Origin of the sequence: Deinococcus yavapaiensis KR-236 (assembly GCF_003217515.1) — a bacterium.
GTDB lineage: Bacteria > Deinococcota > Deinococci > Deinococcales > Deinococcaceae > Deinococcus_A > Deinococcus_A yavapaiensis.
The window spans coordinates 157,018-171,838 of the sequence record NZ_QJSX01000004.1; the positions used below are offsets into that span (position 1 = coordinate 157,018).

At 64.7% G+C, this 14,821-nt stretch carries 15 protein-coding genes; all 15 read right to left on the reverse strand.

Going from position 1 to position 14,821, the window contains the following annotated elements; all coding sequences use genetic code 11:
- Window positions 1-16: 16 nt before the first annotated feature.
- The 15 genes from nuoK to DES52_RS06580 all read right to left on the reverse strand — a co-directional run bounded on the left by nuoK (window position 17) and on the right by DES52_RS06580 (window position 14,752).
- Window positions 17-319: an NADH-quinone oxidoreductase subunit NuoK gene (gene nuoK, locus DES52_RS06510; RefSeq protein ID WP_110885989.1), complete on the reverse strand. Its 303-nt coding sequence runs from the start codon at window positions 317-319 to the stop codon at window positions 17-19.
- The gene (locus tag DES52_RS06515; protein WP_110885990.1) at window positions 319-924 is read right to left on the reverse strand and encodes an NADH-quinone oxidoreductase subunit J family protein; all 606 of its coding nucleotides are present in this window, start codon (window positions 922-924) and stop codon (window positions 319-321) included. Before DES52_RS06515 ends, nuoK begins: the two co-directional genes overlap by 1 nt.
- A complete protein-coding gene (gene nuoI / locus DES52_RS06520; RefSeq protein WP_110885991.1) occupies window positions 921-1,451 on the reverse strand; it encodes an NADH-quinone oxidoreductase subunit NuoI in 531 nt (176 codons plus the stop codon). The genes DES52_RS06515 and nuoI overlap by 4 nt, the downstream gene beginning before the upstream one ends.
- A complete protein-coding gene (gene nuoH, locus DES52_RS06525) occupies window positions 1,452-2,615 on the reverse strand; it encodes an NADH-quinone oxidoreductase subunit NuoH (protein WP_110885992.1) in 1,164 nt (387 codons plus the stop codon).
- On the reverse strand, window positions 2,615-4,753 hold the full coding sequence (nuoG, locus tag DES52_RS06530; protein WP_110885993.1) for an NADH-quinone oxidoreductase subunit NuoG: 2,139 nt from the start codon (window positions 4,751-4,753) through the stop codon (window positions 2,615-2,617). Before nuoG ends, nuoH begins: the two co-directional genes overlap by 1 nt.
- Window positions 4,750-6,087: an NADH-quinone oxidoreductase subunit NuoF gene (gene nuoF / locus DES52_RS06535; protein ID WP_110885994.1), complete on the reverse strand. Its 1,338-nt coding sequence runs from the start codon at window positions 6,085-6,087 to the stop codon at window positions 4,750-4,752. The genes nuoG and nuoF overlap by 4 nt, the downstream gene beginning before the upstream one ends.
- A complete protein-coding gene (gene nuoE, locus DES52_RS06540) occupies window positions 6,084-6,701 on the reverse strand; it encodes an NADH-quinone oxidoreductase subunit NuoE (RefSeq protein WP_110885995.1) in 618 nt (205 codons plus the stop codon). Before nuoE ends, nuoF begins: the two co-directional genes overlap by 4 nt.
- A 3-nt stretch (window positions 6,702-6,704) precedes the next feature.
- Window positions 6,705-7,931 carry an NADH dehydrogenase (quinone) subunit D gene (nuoD, locus tag DES52_RS06545; RefSeq protein WP_110885996.1) on the reverse strand — a complete coding sequence of 409 codons (1,227 nt, stop codon included), beginning with the start codon at window positions 7,929-7,931 and terminating at the stop codon, window positions 6,705-6,707.
- A complete protein-coding gene (locus DES52_RS06550; RefSeq protein WP_110886145.1) occupies window positions 7,921-8,514 on the reverse strand; it encodes an NADH-quinone oxidoreductase subunit C in 594 nt (197 codons plus the stop codon). Before DES52_RS06550 ends, nuoD begins: the two co-directional genes overlap by 11 nt.
- Window positions 8,511-9,047, reverse strand: a complete 537-nt coding sequence (locus DES52_RS06555) for a NuoB/complex I 20 kDa subunit family protein (RefSeq protein WP_110885997.1) — start codon at window positions 9,045-9,047, stop codon at window positions 8,511-8,513. Before DES52_RS06555 ends, DES52_RS06550 begins: the two co-directional genes overlap by 4 nt.
- Complete coding sequence (locus DES52_RS06560; protein WP_245900769.1) at window positions 9,038-9,451, reverse strand: NADH-quinone oxidoreductase subunit A; 414 nt, start codon at window positions 9,449-9,451, stop codon at window positions 9,038-9,040. The genes DES52_RS06555 and DES52_RS06560 overlap by 10 nt, the downstream gene beginning before the upstream one ends.
- Window positions 9,452-9,753: 302 nt before the next feature.
- Window positions 9,754-10,926 (reverse strand): ATP-binding protein, encoded by a 1,173-nt coding sequence (locus DES52_RS06565; protein ID WP_245900771.1) that lies wholly within the window; start codon window positions 10,924-10,926, stop codon window positions 9,754-9,756.
- Between the two features lie 160 nt (window positions 10,927-11,086).
- Window positions 11,087-13,117: a M3 family metallopeptidase gene (locus tag DES52_RS06570; protein ID WP_110885999.1), complete on the reverse strand. Its 2,031-nt coding sequence runs from the start codon at window positions 13,115-13,117 to the stop codon at window positions 11,087-11,089.
- Between the two features lie 49 nt (window positions 13,118-13,166).
- On the reverse strand, window positions 13,167-14,219 hold the full coding sequence (gene queA / locus DES52_RS06575) for a tRNA preQ1(34) S-adenosylmethionine ribosyltransferase-isomerase QueA (RefSeq protein ID WP_110886000.1): 1,053 nt from the start codon (window positions 14,217-14,219) through the stop codon (window positions 13,167-13,169).
- On the reverse strand, window positions 14,216-14,752 hold the full coding sequence (locus DES52_RS06580; protein WP_110886001.1) for a LabA-like NYN domain-containing protein: 537 nt from the start codon (window positions 14,750-14,752) through the stop codon (window positions 14,216-14,218). The genes queA and DES52_RS06580 overlap by 4 nt, the downstream gene beginning before the upstream one ends.
- Window positions 14,753-14,821: the final 69 nt, after the last annotated feature.

A 14,821-nucleotide genomic window follows, 5' to 3' on the forward strand; every position in this document is an offset into this window, starting at 1 on the left:
GGTACAAGGGGAGCATTTAACCTCTCAACTCCGCGAGATCGTCCACGTTCGTGGAGGCCCGCTTGCGGAAGATCGTCACGATGATCGCGAGGCCGATGGCGACCTCGGCGGCGGCGAGGGTCATCACGATGAACACGGCCGTGTGCGCCGTGAGGTCGCCCCAAGCGCGCGCGAACGCCACGAGCGCGAGGTTGGCGGCGTTCAGCATGAGTTCGACGCTGAGGAACATCAAGACGGCGGTGCGCCGCACGAGCACGCCCGCCATGCCGATGGCGAAGAGGATGCCCGACAGAGCGACGTACCACTCGGTGCCGACCATCAGGAGTTCCGCCTTTCCACGACGGGCGTGGACAGCAGGGCCGCGCCGAGCTCGCGTTCGCCCGTCGTGACCGCCTGCCCTTCGGGCGCTTCCTCGACGCTCGGGACGGGCTTGCGCACGAGGACGACCGAACCGACGATCGCGACGAGCAGCAGAACGCTGACGGCCTCGAAGGGAAAGACGAACTTCGTGAGCAGCGTCTCCCCCACGGCGGCGGGCGAGCCGTCTTGAAGGTGCGCCGTGGCCGTTGCGAGCGCTCTGGGAGCCTTCCACGTCAACGCGATCAGGCCGATCGACGTCGCGAGAAGGCCCGCGCCGAGCGCGGCGATCTCGTTCACGAACGGAATCTTGTTTTGCGCCGTGACGGGTTGGCTCGCGTCGAGCAGCATGATCACGAACAAAAAGAGCACCATGATGGCGCCCGCGTACACGATGACTTGCGTCGCCGCCAGGAAGTGCGCGTTGAGCGACGTGTACATCATTGCGAGCCCGATGAGGGTCGCGACGAGTCCGAGCGCGGCGTGCACGGCGTTGGCGGCGAGGACCGTCACGAGGGCGCCCGTGACGATGACGAGGGCGATGAGGACGAAGGCGAGGGCGCTCACTGGTACTTCACTCCCTCCAGCTCGGCGCGCGGCGTGACTTCGAAGCCGGCGCGGACGGGCTTGCCTTTCATCCCCGCTTCGCGGCGTTGCGGCATGGTGCCGTTCACGCCGACGAGCATGTCTTCCTTGCCGTACACGAAGTCGCGGTAGCGGAAGTCGGCCATCTCGAACTCGTTTCCGAGGACGACGGCGCCCGTCGGGCACGCTTCCTCGCACATGCCGCAGAAGATGCAGCGCAGCATGTTGATTTCGTAGACCGAGGCGTACCGCTCGCCGGGCGACTTCGGGTTGGCAGGGTCGTTCTCGGCGGCCTCGACGTAAATGGCGTACGCGGGGCACGCGGCGGCGCACAGCGAGCAGCCGATGCACTTCTCCAAGCCCGTGCCGGGGTGGCGCGTGAGAATGTGACGGCCGCGAAAGCGGGGCTTGAGTTGCACGCGTTGCTCGGGATACGAAACGGTCACGGGCTTTTGAAAGAGCTTGGACAAGGTGATGCCCATGCCCTTGGCGATTTCCAGGACTCCCATTCAGTCACCTCCTGCGGCTTTGTTGTGGGTGGGGGTCACGCCGGGCTGAATGCCCGTCTTGTGCGGCGCGTTGACGAGGACGCGAATACGGTCGGACAAGGCGATGCACGCGATGACGGCGAGAATGCCGAGGAGGCCGAGCGGCCACAGCGGCGACGAACCGACGAAGGCGAGGTACGTGGCCGTAGCGACGACGTTGAGAATCGCGAGGGGCAGCACGAACTTCCAGCCGAAGCGCATGAGCTGGTCGTAGCGCAGACGCGGCAAGGTGGCGCGCACCCAAATGAACAAGAACAAAAACAGCGCGATCTTGAGGATCAGCCACACGAAGGGAATCTCGGCGATCGGACCCAGGAACGACGGGCCACGCCAACCTCCGAAGAAGAGCGTCGCCATGATGGCCGAGGCGGTGATCATGTTGACGTACTCCGCCATTTGGAAAAGCGCCCACTTGATCGCGTTGTACTCCGTCAGGTAACCCGCGACGAGTTCCTGTTCGGCTTCCACGAAGTCGAAGGGCGTGCGGTTCGTTTCGGCGAAGCTGGAAATGAGGAACAGCATGAATCCGAGCGCCTGAAAGAGGATCAGGATGCCGTTGGCGCCTTGCCAATCGACGATTTGGCGCAAATTGGTCGATCCGACGATCATCAGCAAGCCGAGGATGGACAGCCCTTGGCCGAGTTCGTACGAGATCATCTGCGCCGAGCCGCGTAAGCTCCCCAGCAACGGGTACTTCGAGCCGGACGCCCAGCCGCCCAAGAAGATGCCGTACACGCCCATGGACGTGATGGCGAGCACCGCGAGGATGCCGATGTCGAGGTCGAAGACCCAGGGGTTGAGGCCGAAGAAGGAGTTCGCGGGACCGGCGGGAATCGCGCCGAACGCGGTGAGCGCCATGCCGATCGCGACGATGGGCGCGAGCGTGAACACGATGCGGTCGGCGGCGGTCACGCGGAAGTCTTCCTTGAAGATGCTCTTGATGGCGTCGGCGAGCGGTTGCAAGAGGCCCATCGGACCGACGCGGTTCGGGCCGTAGCGAATTTGCATCCGGGCGAGCAGTCGGCGCTCGATGAGCGTCATGTACGCGAAGGTGGTGAGGAGCGCGAAGGCCAGCAGCACCGCCTTCACGAGCACCCAGACGAGGTCGAGGAGCCAGGCGGGCATCAGTCGTCTCCTCCGACCGTCTGGATGTTGCGCGGCGCGGTCGCGGTCGCCATCGGCAGCGGGATGGGGTTGCCGCGTTGCATGCCGGGCTTCCAAAGTTGCGGCTTCACGGTCAGGCCCGTCGGGGCGGTTCGACGTTTGCCGAGGGGCACGATCGTGCCCGTTTGGGGCAGGGCCGCGAAGTCGACGCCGAAGCGTTCGGTCAGCATCTTCTGCGCCGTACGCAAACCGCGCACCTTCGACTTCACACCAAGGCCCTCGGCGACCGCGCCGAGCGCGCGCACGAGGTCGGCGCCTTCGCCGGAGTCGATGGCGGCTTGCGTGAGGGGCAGCAGACGCCCTTCGAGGTTGACGGTCGTGCCGCGCTTCTCGTAGTTGCTCACGGCGGGCAGGACGACGTCGGCGAGTTTGGCGGTCTCGGTGAAGTGCGTGTCGTGCACGACCGTGAAGCCGCTGGGGCGAATCTTCGGGTCGAGGCGCGAGATGAACGCGGCGCGGGCCGACGCGAGGCGCGAGTAAGGCAGGCCGCCCGCGCGCGGCACGAGGTCGAGGTGCCCGAGGCCGCGAGAGTTCGGCGCGGCGGGAATCGGGAGGATCTTCGCGCCGTACGTCAACGCGAGTTGCGTCAAGATGGGATGCAGGACGTTCGCGCCTTGATTGAGGACGTCCGAGCCGACGATCAAGACGGGCTTCGACGCCTTTTTGAGCAGCGCGGCGCCCGCTTGGATGGCGCTCGATCCGCGTCCCGACAGCAGTCCTTCGAGGACTTCGAGGCTCGGTTCGTTCGACGTGATGCCCGCGTGCGTCGCGAGGCGCGTCGCCGTCGGGTGGTAGACGGCGAGTTTCGCGCGGTCGCGCGCGGCGCGTTCGACGAGGCGCAAGTCGGCGATGGCCGTGCCGTGCTCGTACGTTGGCGGGAGGATGCCGCCGCGCAGCATCTCCAGCACGCGCAGTTCGAGAACGGGCGCTTCCTCGCCGAGGTCCGCGCCGACGACGATCACGCCGTCGGCCGTCGCGACCTCTGTCAAGGTCGGCAGGGGCAACTCCACGGAGACGGGGTAGCGCGGGAAGTAGTCGACGCTGGGCGCCGCGATCGTCTCGGCGAAGACTTCGAGGGCGAGTCCTTCTTCCATCGTCGCGTCACCGCTCGTGTAGAGGGCGAGGTCGCCGGGATTCAAGCTGGCCATGCCCGCCGTGATCGCCGCGATCGCTTCGTCCCACGTCGCCTCGACGAGTGTGCCGTTTCGGCGCACGAGGGGCATCGTGAGGCGGTCGTCCGTTGCGACGGGGTGGCCAAAGCGTCCGGCGTCGCAAATCCAGACTTCGTTCACGTCGCGGTTTTCCCCCGACACGATGCGCTCGATGCGTCCGTTGCGCGCGTCGACGGTGATGGCGCAGCCGACGGGACACAGCGTGCAGGTCGTGGGCGTGTGGTCGTATTCCCAGTTACGACCGCGAAAGCGCGCGACGTTGTCGAGGAGCGCTCCGACCGGGCAGATGTCGGCGATGTTTCCTTGGAAGCCGGTGGGCAGCCCACCTTCGGCGGTGTCGATGAAGGTGTGGCCGCCGCGCTCGATGAAGTCGAGGACTTCCTGGCCGGGCACTTCCTCGAAGTAACGCACGCAGCGCTTGCAGTGAATGCAGCGCTCTTGGTCGAGGATGATGAACTCCGACAGGGGGTAGTGCTTGTCGGCGTGTCGTCGGTCGAAGCCGAAGCGCGACACGCCGTAGCCGTACTCGTACGCGCGGTCTTGCAGTTCGCACGCGCCGCCCTTGTCGCACGTCGGGCAGTCGAGCGGGTGGTTGAGGAGCGTGAACTCCATCATGCCCGCCTGCGCCTTTTGGACGGTGTCGGACTGCGTCTTGATGACCATGCCGTCCGTCGCGGCGAGCGTGCACGACGCCATGGGCTTCGGGAACCAGAAGATCTTGGGCTGGTCACCTTCCATGATCAGGTTGCCGTCGGGCCCTTTGCGTGGGCTGCCCGCCTCGACGAGGCACATGCGGCACGCGCCGACCGGCGAGAGGTACGAGTTCGCGCAGAAGTACGGAACGTCGCGCCCGGAGGCGAACACGGCGTCGAGCGCGGACGTTCCGCTCGGCACTTCGATTTCTTGGCCGTCTACGATGACTTTCACAGGTCGTTCCACCGCTTTCTCGCCGGGTACATGGGCTTGCCGGTGCTGGCGAGCACGTCGTACTCGTGGCGGAAGAGCTTGACGCTGCTCACGACGGGCCCGAGGCACGCGTCGGCGAGGGCGCAAAAGCTTTTGCCGGAGATGTTGTCGCTCATGTCGAGGATGAGGTCGACGTCGCCGGGCTTGCCTCCGCCGCGCACGAGCTTCTCGTACATTCGCACCATCCAACCGCTGATACCTTCGCGGCACGGCGTGCACTTTCCGCACGATTCGTGGGCGTAAAACCGCACGAGGTTCCACGTGGCGTTCACGATGCAGTCGGCCGTCGGGACGAGCGTGACGCCCCCGGTGCCGAGCATGGAGCCTTTGGCCGCGACGCTCTCGTAATCCATCGGCGTGTCGAGAATGTCGTCCGTGAAGGGCATCATCGGGCACGAGGATCCGCCGGGAATGATCGCCTTGATGTCCTCGGTGGGGCCGCCCCCGAAGTCGTAGATGAGCTCGCGGAAGGTCGCGCCGAGCGGCAGTTCGTACACGCCAGGGCGCCGAACAGGACCGGAAAGCTGGAAGAGCTTGTTGCCCTTGCTCTTCTCGGTGCCCATGGACGCGTGCCACTCCCAGCCGTACTTCAAGATGTGCACGGCCGAGCACAACGACTCGACGTTGTTGATGGTAGTCGGCAGGCCGTACAGGCCCGACGCGGCCGGAAAGGGCGGCTTGAGGCGCGGATTGGCGCGCAAGCCTTCCAGCGAGTTCATGAGCGCGGTTTCCTCGCCGCAAATGTACGCGCCCGCACCTCTGTGGACGTGAAGGCGCATGGAGAAGCCGCTTCCGAGGATGTTGTCGCCGAGGTAACCGGCGCGGGTGGCTTCCTCGATGGCGGCGGTGAGTCGTTGCGCCGCGAGAACGTACTCGCCGCGAATGTAGATGTAGCCGAGCGTGGCGCGCATGGCGAAGCCCGCGATGATCATGCCCTCGATAAGCTGGTGCGGATCTTCGGACAGCAGGTAGCGGTCTTTGAAGGAACCGGGCTCGGACTCGTCGGCGTTGCACAACACGATGTGCTGGCGGCCGTCGTTGAGCGGCATGAACGACCACTTCATGCCCGTCGGGAAGCCCGCGCCGCCTCGGCCGCGCAGGCCGCTCTTCTTGACTTCGTCGATCACGGCGTCGTTGCCCATCGCGAAGGCGCGAAGCAAGGCTTGGTAACCGCCGTCGCGCACGTAAGCGTCGAGGGTGTGCGAGTCGGGCTTGCTGACGCGCGCGTAGAGTGTGGGCGCGAAGCGGGGATCCTTGGCGCTCGTGATGGGTTTGGGAGGCGTGGCGACCGTCACTTCGACTCACCGACTTTCACGAGGACGTCGGCGCTCGTGCCGACAGGTTGACCGCTCGCGTCGAGTTGCTGGCCGTCTCGTACCGTCACGGGCACGGGATTGTCGAAGGCGGGCGGCGTTCCGGCGCGCATCGCGTCCAACAGGTGACGGCACCTCGTGGGCCCGACGTTCTCGTAGTAGCCGTCGTCGTTGACTTGCACGACGGGCGCGGTGCCGCACGATCCGAGGCACTCGACTTTCTGCACGCTGAACAAGCCGTCGGGCGACACTTCGCCGGGTTGCACGTCGAGCGTCTCGACGAGGTGGTCCCACAGTTCGTCGCTGCCCTTGAGCGCGCACATCAGCGTCGAGCAGACTTGCAGGTGGTACTTGCCCGTCGGGACGGTGTGGTACGTCGAGTAGAAGCTCATGACGCTGCGCACTTCCGTGGCGGTCGTCCCGGCGACGGCGGCGATTTCCTCCATGTGCGCTTCGGACACGAAGCCGAAGGTGTCTTGCACTTCGCGCAGCAGGGGCATGAGGACGGAGCGACGTCCGCGCTCGGTGTCGGGATAGCGCGAGAAGACGTCACGAAGGAAGGCTTGCTTGTCCGAGAAGTATGGGGTGTTGGTCATAAGTTACCGGTCCACGTCTCCGAGGACGGGGTCGAGGCTGGCGAGGACCGCCACGAGGTCCGCGAATTGACCGCCGACGCCCGCGTATTCGAGGGCTTGCAAGTTCACGAAGCTCGGGGCGCGAATCTTGACGCGGTACGGCATGCTGCCGCCGTCGGAAACGATGTAGTAGCCGACTTCGCCGCGGGCCGTTTCGACGGGCACGTAAGATTCGCCGACGGGCGGGTGGAAGCCTTCCGTCACGAGCTTGAAGTGGTGGATGACGGCTTCCATCGACGTTTCGAGTTCTTCGCGCGGCGGCAAGCTGATTTTGCGGTTCGGGTCCTTGACGGGGCCGGGCCGCAGTTTCTTCAGCGCCTGCTGGATGATCTTCATAGATTCGCGCATTTCTTCGAGGCGAAGCATGAATCTCGTGTACACGTCGCCGTCGGTGCCCCACGGCACCTTGAAGTCGTACTCCTCGTAACCGCTGTACGGATTGGCCTTGCGGTGGTCGAGCGGCACGCCCGACGCGCGCAAATTCGCTCCCGTGAGGCAGAGGTCGAGCGCGAGTTCTTTCGAGATCACGCCGACTTGCTTGGAGCGGTCGAGGAAGATGGGGTTCGCCGCGAACAAGCCTTCGTACTCGTCGATGCGCGGCCCGAGTTGCGAGACGAACGCGCCGACGTGCTCGGCCCAATCGTCGGGAATGTCTTTGGCGAGGCCGCCGACGCGCAGGTAGCCTTGGTTCATGCGGTAGCCGCAGACTTCCTCGAAGAGGTCGAGCAGGGCTTCGCGTTCGCGGAAGGTGTAGAAGAAGGGCGTGAGCGCGCCGAGGTCGAGCAGGCCCGTGCCGAAGTACACCGTGTGAGAGGCGAGGCGACCGAGTTCGTGCAAGATGACGCGCACGACCTTGGCGCGTTCGGGCACTTCCGCGCCGACGAGCTTCTCGGCGGACAGGACGTAGGCGAGCTCGTGTCCGAACGAGTGCAGGTAGTCCGTGCGCGGCGCGTACGTGACGTTTTGCTGGTACGTGCGGTGCTCCATCGTCTTTTCGAAGCCGGTGTGCAGGTAGCCCATATGATTGACGACCTTCACGACGTACTCGCCGTCCATGTCCACGACGAGGCGCAGCACGCCGTGCGTGGACGGGTGCTGCGGTCCGACGTTGAGGCTCAAGACTTCGGTGTGCAAAAGAGAGCCGGAGCTGTCGGGGGCCTGCAGTTCGGGGCGGTCCACTTCAACGGTCATGCTTCACTCCCGGTGTGACGGGCGGCTTGTCGTCCCGGTCTTGAAAGCCCTTGCGCTCGCCGCCGCGCCAGCCGGTGAGTCCGCCGCTTTGCCCGGTGAGTCCCGCGCGAAAGGCGGGCGGATCGATGAAGCGGCCGTCGCGGAAGAGCGTCGGGGACTCGCCGAGCGGGTAGTCTTTGCGCAGCGGGTGGCCTTCGAGGTCGTCGGGCGTGAGGACTTTGCGCAAGTCAGGGTGGTCGTCGAAGCGAACGCCGACGAGGTCGAAGACTTCGCGCTCCAGGTAGTTCGCGGCCTTCCAGAAGGAATACAGCGTCGGAAGGCTTTCGCCGTCCTCGACGTAGGCGCGCAGGAAGAGGCGGTCGTTCGTGTCGATGTTGTAGAAGTTGTAGGTCACGCCGAAACGCGCGGGCTTCTTCTCGACGAACTTGGAGAAATCGATTCCGACGACGTCCATCAGCAGGTAGCCTTGGGTCTTGAGGTCCTCGGCGGCGATCAGGAGGCGGGCCTTGTCGAGGCGCGCGAGGGGCAGGAGGCCCGGCTCGGGCGTCGCGCCGAGGCGCTCGAAGCGCTCGGGCGTGCTCATCGCGTCCACGCCTCCACCATCGGCAGTTGCGTACCGAGCTCGTCGAAGGCTTCGCCGCGCACCTTCCTTTGGAGTTGCATCACGCCGTAAATCAAGGCTTCGGGACGCGGCGGGCAGCCGGGCACGAAGACGTCGACGGGCACGACCGAGTCGACGTTTTGAACGATCGCGTAGTTGTTGAACATGCCGCCGCTGCTGGCGCACGCGCCCATGGAGATCACCCATTTGGGATCGGGCATCTGGTCGTACACGCGGCGCATGACCGGGGCCATCTTTTTGGAAAGTCGGCCGGCGACGATCATGACGTCGGCTTGACGGGGCGAGGCGCGAAAGACCTCGGAGCCGAATCTCGCGAGGTCGTTGCGGCCGTCGGTGGAGGCCATCATTTCGATGGCGCAGCACGCGAGGCCGAAGGTGGCGGGCCACAAGGAGTTCGAGCGGCCCCACGCGACGAGCTTTTCGAGGCTCGAGAACAAGATGCCTTCGTTTTCGAGCTCTTGGACGTCGCGTTCGAAGAGGTCTTTCAATCCCATTCCAACACGCCCTTTCGGTAGATGTAGATCAAGCCGACCGCGAGCAGGGCGACGAAGGTGATCGTTTCCCAGAACGCGAAGATCCCGACGCGTTGGAACGCCGTGGCGATCGGGTAGAAGAAGGCGGTCTCGATGTCGAAGACGATGAAGAGCATCGCGACGAGATAGAAGTGGACCGGGAAGCGCTCTTTGCCGCCGGGCAGCGGGTCGTTTCCGCTTTCGTAGGCCATGAGCTTGGTCCGGCTGGGCTTCTTGGGACCGAGGATGCGGCTGACGACGACCGCCAGAATGCCGATGCCCAGTCCGACGACCAGCATGATGAGGGCGTTGACGTACTCGATGTTCCTTCCTCCTTCCGAACGGTGAGCGATCGCGCCTTCCGTTTCATGCGGTTTGTTGCGCAAGGAATAAGCTCGTGCAACTTTTCACGAAAAGAGAGACAACAAACGCTCGGGGTAGACGACGCGCGCAAGACGAAACCGTGATGTACGTCTTGTTCTATCACGTCACAAGCGTTTCTAACAGACCGCGAACTAAAATTGCACTGAGTTCAAAAACGAGAAGGAGAAGGCCGCGAAAGAAGCGAAAGCGCAACGAGAAGAGGCCCACGTCGCCAAGATCGTGAGCCTTCGTTTCAACCCTGTTTGCGCCGAGCAGGCGTCGTCCATGAGCAGGCGGCGCGAACCGAGAGCGCTTCCGAACGTCCTCAGTTCGACAAGACCTCGACGAAGTCGTCCTCTTCTTCTTGAATGAACGGCAGCGTGAAGTAGAAGCGCGATCCGAGTCCTCGCTCGCTCTCGACCCAGATGCGCCCGCCATGGCCTTCGACGGCAAGCTTGCAAAACGCGAGGCCCATGCCCGTGTCGAACCGACTGTGCAGCGTGAGGCGCGATTGCTCGAAGGCGCTGAACAAGTTCGGGATGTCCTCGGCGGGAATGCCCTCGCCGTCATCTTGCACGCACCACTGCATCTGGCCGTTGGACTCACGCGCCGAAATGACGATCGCGCCGCCGCGCGTCGTGTGCTTCACCGCGTTCGACAACAAATTCGCGAAGATGCGGCGCAAGATCTCGGGGTCCGCGTGCAGCGGAGAGGCGGCCGTCGGAAGATCCAGAATCAGCTTGCGCTCGGCGAGGCCGACGCCGACGTCTCCTTGCGCGAGGCTAAGCACGTCCGCCATCTTCGGCGCGAACAAGGTCGTGAAGTTCAAGCGCATCTTGCCCGCTTGAATTTTTCGCACGTCCAGCATGTTCACGGCGAGGTGCAGCAAATGCTGGCACTCTTCGCGTGACAAGCGAAGCAAGTCCAGCAAGTCCGCCGGGACACGCTTGCCGTCCTCCAAAACGACGTCGAGCAATCCCAGAATCGCGCTGATGGGATTCTTGAGGTCGTGGACGAGCATGTGCACGAGCTGGTCGCGCACGCGCTCCTCGTGCGCCCAAGCGTCGAGCCGCGCTTGCTGCGTGTGAGCGCGTTCCTCCACTTCGCGCAGTTGCCGCACGCGCGTCAGATGCGTTTTCAGCAGCGTCGCGACGGCGACGGCGGGCGTTCCCGGCGCGATCAGGGCGTCCGCGCCTCCTTGCAAGAACGCGCCGAGGTTGCGCTGCCCCATCACGATCCAGCGCGTGTGCACGTGCTCGGCACGCGAGCGCAACATCGCGAAGACGTCCGTGAGGGCCACGCCGCTCGGCAAATCTGCCGAGAGCAGGACGACGTCGGGCACGAACGAGCGCGTGTCACGAAGCAGCCCTTCCGCGCTCTCGGCATGCAGCACGCGCGCTTCGGGCAGCGCCATCGACAGTTCCGTGTGAAGCGAGACGTCGTTGACGGCAACGAAAACATGAGTGCAAGAGCTGGACGCGGCCATGGATTGTTCCATCTTAACGTACCGTAAGGATAACAACGTGAAACTCACACGTAATCTCACGCACGTCATCCTCGGCGGCCGCACCGTCGCCGAGGATGACAACGAGGGGAGCGAAGGCGGCGCAAGATTAGCGCCGCCTTCGCTCCCCTCGATTCGGTTGAGAGAACCTGCCTCAGGCCGACACGAGCCCCGAGCGCCTCAACAGCGCCTCCGCGTCCGGATCGCGGCCCATGAAGTCACGGTAGAGTTGCGCAGGATCCTCGGAGTTGCCGCGCGACAGCAAGCGATCGACGTACTCGCCACCGACGACCTCGCTGAAGATTCCCTCGTCGGCGAAGCGCGTGAAGGCGTCCGCGTCGAGCACTTCCGCCCACTTGTAGCTGTAGTAACCCGCCGCGTACCCGACCGGGTTGGCGAAGATGTGGTTGAAGGCGGCTACGAACGCGTAATCGTGCGGCAGCGGCGCGGGACTGAGGGGCGCCATGATTTCACGGGCGAACGCCAGGGGATCGCCTTGCCCGTCGAAGTCGATGTGAAGGGCGAGGTCCACCGTCCCGAACGCCAATTGACGCATCGAGACGTTGGCGGCGCGGTAGTTCTTCGCGGCGTTCAACTTCTCGAACAGGTCTTGAGGAATCGCCTCGTTCGTCTCGAAGTGACGCGCGAAGAGGTCGAGCGCCTCGCGCTCCCAGCACCAGTTCTCCATGATCTGGCTCGGCAACTCCACGAAGTCCCACGCCACGCTCGTACCCGCGAGGCCGCGCGTTTCCACGCGCGAAAGGGCGTGGTGCAGCAGGTGACCGAACTCGTGGAAGACCGTCTCGACTTCACGGTGAGACAGCAGCGCGGGCATGCCTGGGCTGGGCGGCGTCATGTTGCCGCACATGAGACCGAGGTGCGGCACGAAACCTTCCGGCGTCGGCTTGCCGGTGATGAAGGCGTTCATCCACGCGCCGCCGCGCTTGTTGTCACGCGGAAACCAATCGGTGTAGAAGCTCGCGACGTGCTCGCCGCGCTTGTCGAAGAGGTTGTAGTACTTCACCTCGGGGTGCCAGCCGGGCGCGCTTGCCTCTTCGACTCGAACGCCGAACACGCGGCGCGTGATCTCGAACAAGCCCGTGAGGACGGATTGAAGCGGGAAGTACGGCCGTAACGCTTCCTCGTCGAAGGCGTACTTCGCGGCCCGCTGCTTCTCGGCCCAGTACGCCACGTCCCACGGCTGCAGCGCGGGCGCGTCCTGACCCGCGTGGGCACGGTAGAAGTCGTCGAGTTCTTGGTTTTCACGCTCGAAGAAGGGCTTCACGCGCGACACGAGGTCACGCTCGAACGCTTGCGCGCGCTCGCCGTTTTTGGCCATGCGCTCGGCGAGCACGAGATCGGCGAAGTTGGCGAAGCCGAGAATGCTCGCCTTCTCACGTCGCAAGGCGAGAATCTCGGGAATAAGCTCGCGGTTGTCGCGCCCCTCGCCCACACCGACTTTGCCTTGCGCTTCCCATAGTTCGCGGCGAAGCTCGCGGTCGTCGGCGTACGTCAAGACAGGCTGGAGGGTCGGAAGGTGCAGCGTGAGGCGGTAACCGTCGTGTCCACGCTTCTCGGCCTCGGCGCGCGCCGCTTTGAGCACGCGGTCGGGCACGCCCGCGAGGCGCGCTTCGGGCACGTAGAGTTCGAAGGCCGCCGTGCCGTCGAGGACGTTTTGTCCGTAGCGCGTCGTGAGCTCGGCGAGGCGCAAATCAATCTGCTTCACGCGGTCCTTTTGCGCCGACGGCAAGTCGGCGCCGCCACGGCGGAAACGGTCGAGGGTCAAGCGCAAGTACCGCGCCTGCTCGCCGGTGAGTTCCCGCGCGAAGTCCGTGTCGGCGAAGCGCTTCAAGGCGCTCCAAAGTTCCTCGCTGAGCTGCACTTCCGTCGAGAAGGCGCTGAGCTTGGGAAGGACGGCGTTCCACGCCGCGCGCCACTCGTCGTTCGTGACGACGCCCTCGAGGTGCCCGACGATGGTGGACGTCGTGCGAAGCTCGCGGTCGAGATCGTCGAACATCGGGAGGAAGGACGCGGGATCTTGCCAAGCGACGAGCGAAGCGAGCTTGCGCCGCGCGTTCTCGATGAGGCGCTCCACGGCGGGTTCGGCGTGTTCCGGGCGAATGCGGTCGAAAGGGATGTCGAACCCGACGTCGAGCAGCGGGTTCACGGCCTCGGAAATGGTCATGCGCGGAGTATAGGGTAAGGGCCTCGGCGGGCACTCTACGTCTTTTTACTTACCCGCCCGCGCTTCTCTTCACGTTCTGCCGTTCGAGCAGCATCGCGTCGCCGAGGCTGTAAAAGCGGTAGCCGTCGCGCAACCCCGCCTCGTAAGCCGCCTTGATGCGTTCGACGCCCGCGAAGGCCGCGACGAGCAGCAGCAAGGTGGACTTCGGCAAGTGGAAGTTCGTGACCAGCATGTCGGGCGCGCCGAAGGTATGGCCGGGCTTGATGAAAATGCCGGTCTCCCCCGCGCTCGCCCGCACCTCGCGGCCGTCCCACACGCTTTCGAGTGCGCGCACGACCGTCGTTCCGACCGCGACGACGCGCCGCCCCGACCGCTTCGCCTCGTTGACGAGGTCGGCCGTGGCCCGCGGGACCTCGAACGTCTCCTCGTGCATGACGTGCTGTTCGACGCTACCTGCCACCGGCTTGAAGGTGCCCGCCCCGACGTGCAAGTTGAGGTGCGCGCGCCGCACGCCCTTGGCCTCCAGCGCGGCGAGAAGTTCGGGTGTGAAGTGCAAACCCGCCGTGGGCGCGGCGACGCTGCCCGGCACCCGGGCGTACACCGTTTGATAGCGGTCTCCGACGTTTTCGTGGATGTACGGCGGCAACGGCAGCGATCCGAGACGGTCGAGGTGCGGCTTGACGTCCGTGTCGAACTTCAGTAATCGGGCGCCGTCGAGCGTCTGGCCGACGATCTCGGCGCGAAGGTCGTCGAAGTGCAAGACGTCCCCGGCGCGCTTGGCTGGCTTGAGCATCGCGCTCCACGTGTTTGGGCGCTCCTCCCTCAGCAGCAGCACCTCGATCTTGCCGCCCGTAGGCTTGCGCGCCTCGAGGCGCGCGGGAATCACCTTCGACTCGTTGAACACCAAGACGTCGCCGGCCTCCAAATACTCGAGCAGGTCGCGGAAGATGCGGTGTCGAATCTCTTCGCCGACGATCATGAGGCGCGAAGCGTCGCGTGGTTCCGCGCCCGTCTGCGCGATGCGGTCCTCGGGAAGGTGAAAGTCGAGGTACGCGAGAACGTCGTCGCCGCTCGCGAGGCGCGCGGATTCGAACGCCGTCACAGCGGCTTGCGTTCCTTGACCGGCATCAGCGCGTCTTCCACGTCCATCATGTGCGTGAACTTGTCGGCGGCGTCCACGAGCTTTTGCGCGGTGTGCTCGCGAAAGGCGATGACTTCCACCCGCTTGCCCCGCTCTTGCAGCACCTCGACGATGTCCGCGAAGTCCCCGTCGCCGCTGCCGAGCACGATCACGTCGAGGTGGTCGCACAAGCGCACCATGTCCGCCACGATGCCCATGTCCCAATTGCCTTCCCAGATGGCCTTGCCTTGATCGTTGACGTGATGCAACTGCAAGAACATCCGCCGCACCTTGTAGCCGAGGGTGGACAGTTTGTAGATGAACGGCCTCGGCGACGCGTCGCCTTCCTTCTCGACGACGTAGGCGATCGCACGGACGAGCTCGCGGCCTTCGCAGCCCACCTTGAGAAGCGTCTCGAAGTTGACGGTGCGCTCTTGAAGATCGCGCGCCGAATGGTAGAGGTTTTGCGTGTCTATGAAAATGCCGACTCTGGGTTTGTGCGTCACGTATTCCATTGAGGATGCTCCAAAAAGAGGGCCGATGGGTGTCGGCCCTCTCCAGGGTACACGAAGACGGTCGGCATT

Excerpts from the sequence above, each read along its gene's own strand:
- DES52_RS06555 (WP_110885997.1), bottom strand. The coding sequence starts at position 9,047 with ATGGGATTGAAAGACCTCTTCGAACGCGACGTCCAAGAGCTCGAAAAC.
- nuoE (WP_110885995.1), bottom strand. The coding sequence starts at position 6,701 with ATGACCAACACCCCATACTTCTCGGACAAGCAAGCCTTCCTTCGTGAC.
- DES52_RS06570 (WP_110885999.1), bottom strand. The coding sequence starts at position 13,117 with ATGACCATTTCCGAGGCCGTGAACCCGCTGCTCGACGTCGGGTTCGAC.
- nuoI (WP_110885991.1), bottom strand. The coding sequence starts at position 1,451 with ATGGGAGTCCTGGAAATCGCCAAGGGCATGGGCATCACCTTGTCCAAG.
- nuoH (WP_110885992.1), bottom strand. The coding sequence starts at position 2,615 with ATGCCCGCCTGGCTCCTCGACCTCGTCTGGGTGCTCGTGAAGGCGGTG.
- DES52_RS06580 (WP_110886001.1), bottom strand. The coding sequence starts at position 14,752 with ATGGAATACGTGACGCACAAACCCAGAGTCGGCATTTTCATAGACACG.
- DES52_RS06565 (WP_245900771.1), bottom strand. The coding sequence starts at position 10,926 with ATGGAACAATCCATGGCCGCGTCCAGCTCTTGCACTCATGTTTTCGTT.
- nuoD (WP_110885996.1), bottom strand. The coding sequence starts at position 7,931 with ATGACCGTTGAAGTGGACCGCCCCGAACTGCAGGCCCCCGACAGCTCC.
- nuoK (WP_110885989.1), bottom strand. The coding sequence starts at position 319 with ATGGTCGGCACCGAGTGGTACGTCGCTCTGTCGGGCATCCTCTTCGCC.
- DES52_RS06550 (WP_110886145.1), bottom strand. The coding sequence starts at position 8,514 with ATGAGCACGCCCGAGCGCTTCGAGCGCCTCGGCGCGACGCCCGAGCCG.